This is a genomic window from Nocardia vinacea NBRC 16497 (assembly GCF_000308835.1).
GTDB classification, from domain to species: domain Bacteria; phylum Actinomycetota; class Actinomycetes; order Mycobacteriales; family Mycobacteriaceae; genus Nocardia; species Nocardia vinacea.
On sequence record NZ_BAGN01000356.1, the window covers coordinates 1 to 5,999 of the forward strand.

General features: G+C 67.5%; 1 protein-coding gene. It reads right to left on the reverse strand.

From position 1 onward, the window contains the following. The coding region (locus ON44_RS34200) for a non-ribosomal peptide synthetase (RefSeq protein WP_157187413.1) at positions 1-5,987 on the reverse strand (5,987 nt) is incomplete at its 3' end. Between the last annotated feature and the right edge of the window lie 12 nt (positions 5,988-5,999).

Below are 5,999 nucleotides of genomic sequence, written 5' to 3' on the forward strand. Positions count from 1 at the left end.
CGATCGATCACCGCTCGAACGGTGGCCTCGATACCGGTGACGTCGATACCGCTCGGCAGCGTGAGCGTCACCCACTGGCAGAAATCGTCGAATCCGCCGCGTTCGACCATCCAGCACATGATCGGCGTCAGCGGTACCGAGCCGACGCCGCCGCCGGGGAGCTCCGTCGGAAGAGCGGCCGCCGCGGTGCTGTCCTGGACCGCGACCTGGGCCAGTCCCGCGACCGTCTTCCGCTCGAATACCTCCCGCGTGGAGAACACCACACCGGCTGCCCTGGCTCGGGTCACCAGTTGGATCGACATGATGCTGTCACCGCCCAGGGCGAAGAACGAATCATCGACTCCGACCCTGTCGATGCCCAATACCTCGGCGAACAGTGCGGCCAGCGTCCTTTCCACCTCGGTGACCGGCGCCCGGAATTCGGCCCGGCCGGTGGTGAAGTCCGGCTCGGGTAGCGCGGCGCGGTCGAGCTTGCCGCTCGCTGTCACCGGCAAGGTGTCGAGCACCACCACGGTCGCGGGCACCATGTGCGGGGCCAGCCGCTGTTCGGCGAACGCGAGGACCGCGGACGGGTCCAGCTCGACGTCGGGCTCGGGCACCACGTACCCGACCAATCGGTCACCGGCGGCGCCCCGGTGGACGGTCGCGGCCGCTCGCGCCACACCGGCACAGGCCAGCAGGCCCGATTCGACCTCGCCGAGTTCGATGCGGAAACCACGGAGCTTGACCTGGAAGTCGGCCCGGCCCACATAGTCGAGCGTCAGACTCCCCTCCGGCAGCCGCAGCCAGCGCACCAGGTCACCGGTCCGATACATACGCCGGCCCTGCTCATCGAACGGATCGGCGACGAAGCGCGACGCCGTCAGCCCCATCCGGTTGCGGTAACCACGAGCCAGAGCCGGGCCCGTGAGATACAGCTCGCCGATAATTCCGACGGGCACCGGCCGCAACCAGGCGTCGAGCACGACGTGCCCCACCCCGCAGATCGGTCCGCCGACCGTCACCGGCTCACCTGCCACCAGCGGCGCACTGGCGTCGGTCTGGATCGTGGCCTCTGCCGGACCGTAGGTGTTGAAAAATCTCCGGCCCGGCGCCCACCGTGACACGAGATCGGGCGGGGGCGCTTCGCCACCGACCATGACCGTCTCGAGGTTCTCCAACCCGGCCGGGTCGACGGTCGCCAAGGCCGTCGGCGTCAGTGCGGCATGGGTCACCCGCTCGCTCGACAGGATCCGCGCCAGCTCGTTCCCGCCGTAGACGGTCGGCGGCGCGATCACCAGCCGCCCACCCGATGTGAACGCCCAGAGCAGTTCCAGGACAGCCGCATCGAAACTCGGCGACGCGACATGCAGCACACGCGAACGGGGCTCGATTTCGAACCGCGAAGACAGCTCGGCCACCAGATCTGCCAAACCTTGGTGCGACACCACCACGCCTTTGGGCACACCCGTCGAACCGGAGGTGTAGATCAGGTACGCGGCATGATCGAGCCGGCTCGGCCGTGTTCGCTCCGCATCGGTCACCGGCGCCGCCGATGCCACCGACGCCTCGGCTTCGACCACCGCCTCGTCGAGGACCAGCCACGGCACCGATCCGGGCAATCGAGACCGCCACTGTGACAAGGTGATTCCCACCGCCGCACCGGAATCGATGAGCATGTGCTCGATCCGGCCGGTCGGATACTGCGGGTCTATCGGTACGAATGCCGCCCCCGACTTCGCCACCGCCCATACCGCAAGCACCGACTCGACCGATCGCGGCAGCCCGACCGCGACATTGGCCTCCGGCCCCACACCCCGATCGATCAACAACCGTGCCAACCGATTCGACTGCGCATCGAGTTCACCGTAGGTCCACTGCCGATCCTCGTACACCACCGCGATTGCCCCCGGATCCCGCTGCACCGTCGCCGCCAACAACTCCGGCAGCATTCGCCCCGGCACCGCCGGGGAGCCCGATACCGGCGTCAACTCCCGGTAATCCGCGGGTGAAAGCAGATTCAGCCGGGCCAACGGCAGCTCCGGATCGGTTGCGACGACACCGAGCACGCGCAGGATGCGCTGCAGGGTCGCGGTAATCATGTCGTGGTCGAAGAGTTCGGGCAGGTACTTGATTTTCAGGTGCAGTCGGGTGTCGATCCGCGCGACCACTCCCAGCGGATAGTGCGCACCGTCCGTGCCCGTGACATCGACTACTCGCATCCCCGCGATATCGGTCTCCGCCGTCAGCCCGAAACGGTCGATCGGGAACGATTCGAACACCGTCATTGTGTCGAACACCGCCCCCGGCCCGGCCACCCGCTCGATTTCGGTGAGGCCCACGAACTGGTGGTCGAGCAGGTCCGCCTGTTCGGTCTGGATTCGGTCGAGCAGTTGTCCCAGACTCTCGGCGGCGTCGAGACGGACGCGCACCGGCACTGTGTTGATGAACAGTCCGATCATCGATTCGATGCCCGCGATCCGCGGGGACCGTCCGGAGACCACGGCACCGAACGTCACATCGTCCCGAGAAGTCAACATGCCCAAGACGATTGCCCATGCCAGCTGGATCACGGTGTTGAGGGTGACGCCGCGGGCCCTGGCCAGATTCGTCAGCGCCGTTGTCTGCTCCTCGGTCAAATCGCCGAGCACATCGCGTGATTCGGTGTAGCGGCGGCCGGGATCGGCCTGCGCTACCAGGGTCGGCTCCTCGGCGCCGTCGAACGCGCCGGCCCACGCGTCGAGCGCCGCAGCCGAGTCCTGCCCGGCGATCCAGGCAAGGAAGTCCCGGTACGGACGGACGTCGGGCAGCACGGTGGCATCGCCGTCGGTGGCGTAGAGCACCAGCAAGTCCTTCAGGAGCAGCGGCGTCGACCAGCCGTCGAGCAGCAGGTGATGATTGGTCAGTACCAGCCGATAATGCTGCGGCCCGGTGGTGACCAGCATCCAGCGCAGCAGCGGGGCACGAGCCGGATCGAACCTGGTTGCCCGGTCCGCGGCCAGGAGCAGCTCCCACTCGCGATCGCGGGCACTGTCATCGAGGTCGGACAGGTCGAGCTCCGACCAGGCGGCCTCGACATCTTCCTGGACCACCTGAACCGGTCCGACATCGGTGTCGAAGGCGGTGCGCAGATTCGCATGTCGGTCCAGTAGCACTTGTCCGGCTCTGCGTAGCCGCTCCGGATCGACCTGACCACGCAATTCGACGACCAGTTGGGTCAGGTAGGCGTCCACCGATTCCTCGGACACCAACGCGTGGAACAGCAGCCCCTCCTGCAACGGCGTCAACGGCCAGACATCGCTCAGCGTCGGATACCTGTGCTCGAGTCGCTCGATTTCGGCCTGCCCGAGCCGGACCAGATCCAGATCGGATGGTGTCCGTCCTCCGCTACCAGCCCGGCGGGCGTTGGTCACCAACGCGGTCAGTGCCCGGCGCCAGGACTCCGCCGCCGCACGCACCTCCTCGGGGGTGAGTACCTCGGCGGGATAGGACCAGATGGCCCGCAACTGCGGCCCTTGTCCGTCGTCACGAGTGCGGACATTGATGTCGAGAACCGCTGAAACCGGCATATCCGGATCCTGCGCATAGATGAACTCGTCGCCGTCCACCGGCCGCCATCCGACCGCCGGTTCCCCTTCGGGAACCCCGGTGGAGACCGGGCCGATGTAGTTGAATGCGATCTGCGGCGTCGGCAGCGCGCCGGTGTCCTCGTCGAGATACCGCAGCAAGCCATAGCCGATCCCGTGGTCCGGGACGGCGAGCAACTGTTCCTTGACGGACTTGACCGCTGCGCCCATGGCCGGCCCGCCCGCGCATGCGTCGTCGATATCAATGCCCGACAGATCCAAACGCACCGGAAAACTCGTGGTGAAACAGCCGACGGTCCGGGTCAGGTCCGCGCCGGGGACGACGCCTTCCTCCCGACCGTGCCCTTCGAGGCCGATCACCACATCCGTCGGCCCCGCGGCCGCGGGCTGCCGTTCGCGCCGCCACTTCGTCAGTGCCACCGCCAGGGCGGCCAGTAGCCCGTCGCCCACCTCGCCGTGGAATGTCGCGGGCACCTCGGTCAACAGCGCCTCGGTCACCTCGGTGGACAGATCGACCTCGACCGTCCGAGCAGTCGCGGCCACGTCGATCGCGGGGTCGAGGGCCCGCGACCCGATCATCGGATCGGGCCGGTCGGCCATCGCTCGCCACAGTGCGAGCTCAGCTGCCCGCTCCGGCCGCCGGGCCGCCTCGACCAGCCCATACGCCCACCTGCGCATCGAGGTCCCGACCGGGGCCGGCTCGGGCGGCTCGCCGGACTCGATCCGCGCCCACGCGACCGCGAGGTCCGACACCAGCACCCGCCAGGAAACCCGATCGATCACCGAATGATGCACCAGCACCAGCGCCCTGCCCGGTTCGGCCGGATTCGCCGGATCGAACCAGACCGCCTGCAGCACGATCCCGGCGTCCGGATCGAGCCGGTCCGCAGCGGAAGTCAGTTCCGCCGCCGCCAACGTCCGGAACTCGGCACTTGCCGGCATCGGCACCCGGTGGATGGCATCGGCGGCGCGAATCGTGCCGACCGGCAGTACATCCCACGCCCGGCGGCCATCGTCGTCCGAGCACAGCCGCGCGCGCAGCATGTCGTGCCGGTCGAGGACCGCCTGCACCGTTTTCGCCAACCGCTCCAGGTCGATTCCGATCGGCAGATTCAGCATCATCGCCTGCGAGGAGCGGGCGAACTCCGGACCGGACCGTTCGAGCAGCCTTCGCATCATCGGCGTCAGCGGTACCGGGCCGACGCCGCCGCCGGGCAGTTCCGTCAACTGGGACGCTGCGGTGCTGTCGTGGGCTGCGACCTGGGCCAGTCCGGCGATCGTTTTCCGCTCGAACACGTCGCGTGCGGAGAACGTCGCACCGGCCGACCTGGCTCGGGCCACCAACTGGATCGCCATGATGCTGTCGCCGCCCAGGGCGAAGAACGAATCATCGAGACCGACCGTGTCGGCGCCGAGTATGTCGGCGAAGGCTCCGGCGATGATGTGTTCGGTTGGTGTTTCTGGTGCTCGGAAGGGTTTGCGGTCGGCGAAGACCGGCTTCGGCAACGCCCTTCGATCCAGCTTGCCCGCCGGTGTCAGTGGGATGCGGTCCAGGACCATGATCGAGGACGGCACCATATAGGACGGCAACCGGTCGGCCAGGTATTCGGTCAGGGTCGTGGTGTCGATGGTGTGGTCCGGTGCGGCCACGACATACGCGACGAGTCTTTGGGTTCCGGCGTCGTTGCGGTGGCCGATGGTGGCGGCGTAGGCAACGGTTTCGTGGGTGGCGAGAGCGGTATCGATTTCGCCGAGTTCGATACGCAGGCCACGGATCTTCACCTGGAAGTCGGATCGGCCGAGGTGCTGGATCGCTCCGTTGCCGGTCCAGCGCACGACATCACCGGTGCGGTACATACGCCGGCCGGGCACCCACGGGCAGGCGATGAAGCGGCCGGCTGTGGTGGCTGCTCGGTGGTGGTATCCGCGGGCGAGTAGATCACCCGCGATATACAACTCACCGGCCACACCAACCGGAACCGGTTGCAATCGCTGGTCGAGAATCCATACCGAGGCCCCGCGGACCGGACCACCGATCGTGACCACCTCTCCGGCCGTCAAAGGGCTCCGCGTCGCGGTGACGGTGGCTTCGGTTGGGCCGTAGTCGTTGATCAGCTTCCGGTCGACGCCCCAGTGTTCGACCAACTGACTGCCGTGGTCTTCGCCGCCGACGATCAGGTATTCCAAATCCGGTAGTGGCCAACGGGTGTGGTCGATGGTGGACAGCGCCGAAGGCGAGACGAGAACGTGGCTGACGTGCTCGCGGTCGAGCAGCGCGGCGAGTTCATCACCGCCGTAGACATCCGTCGGCACGATGACCATGGCCGCCCCCTCGGATAACGGCAACAGCATCTCCAGTACCGACGCGTCGAAGCTCGGTGACGCCAGATGCAATGTCCGGGAGCCGGATTCGACGCACATGGCGCCTTCGAG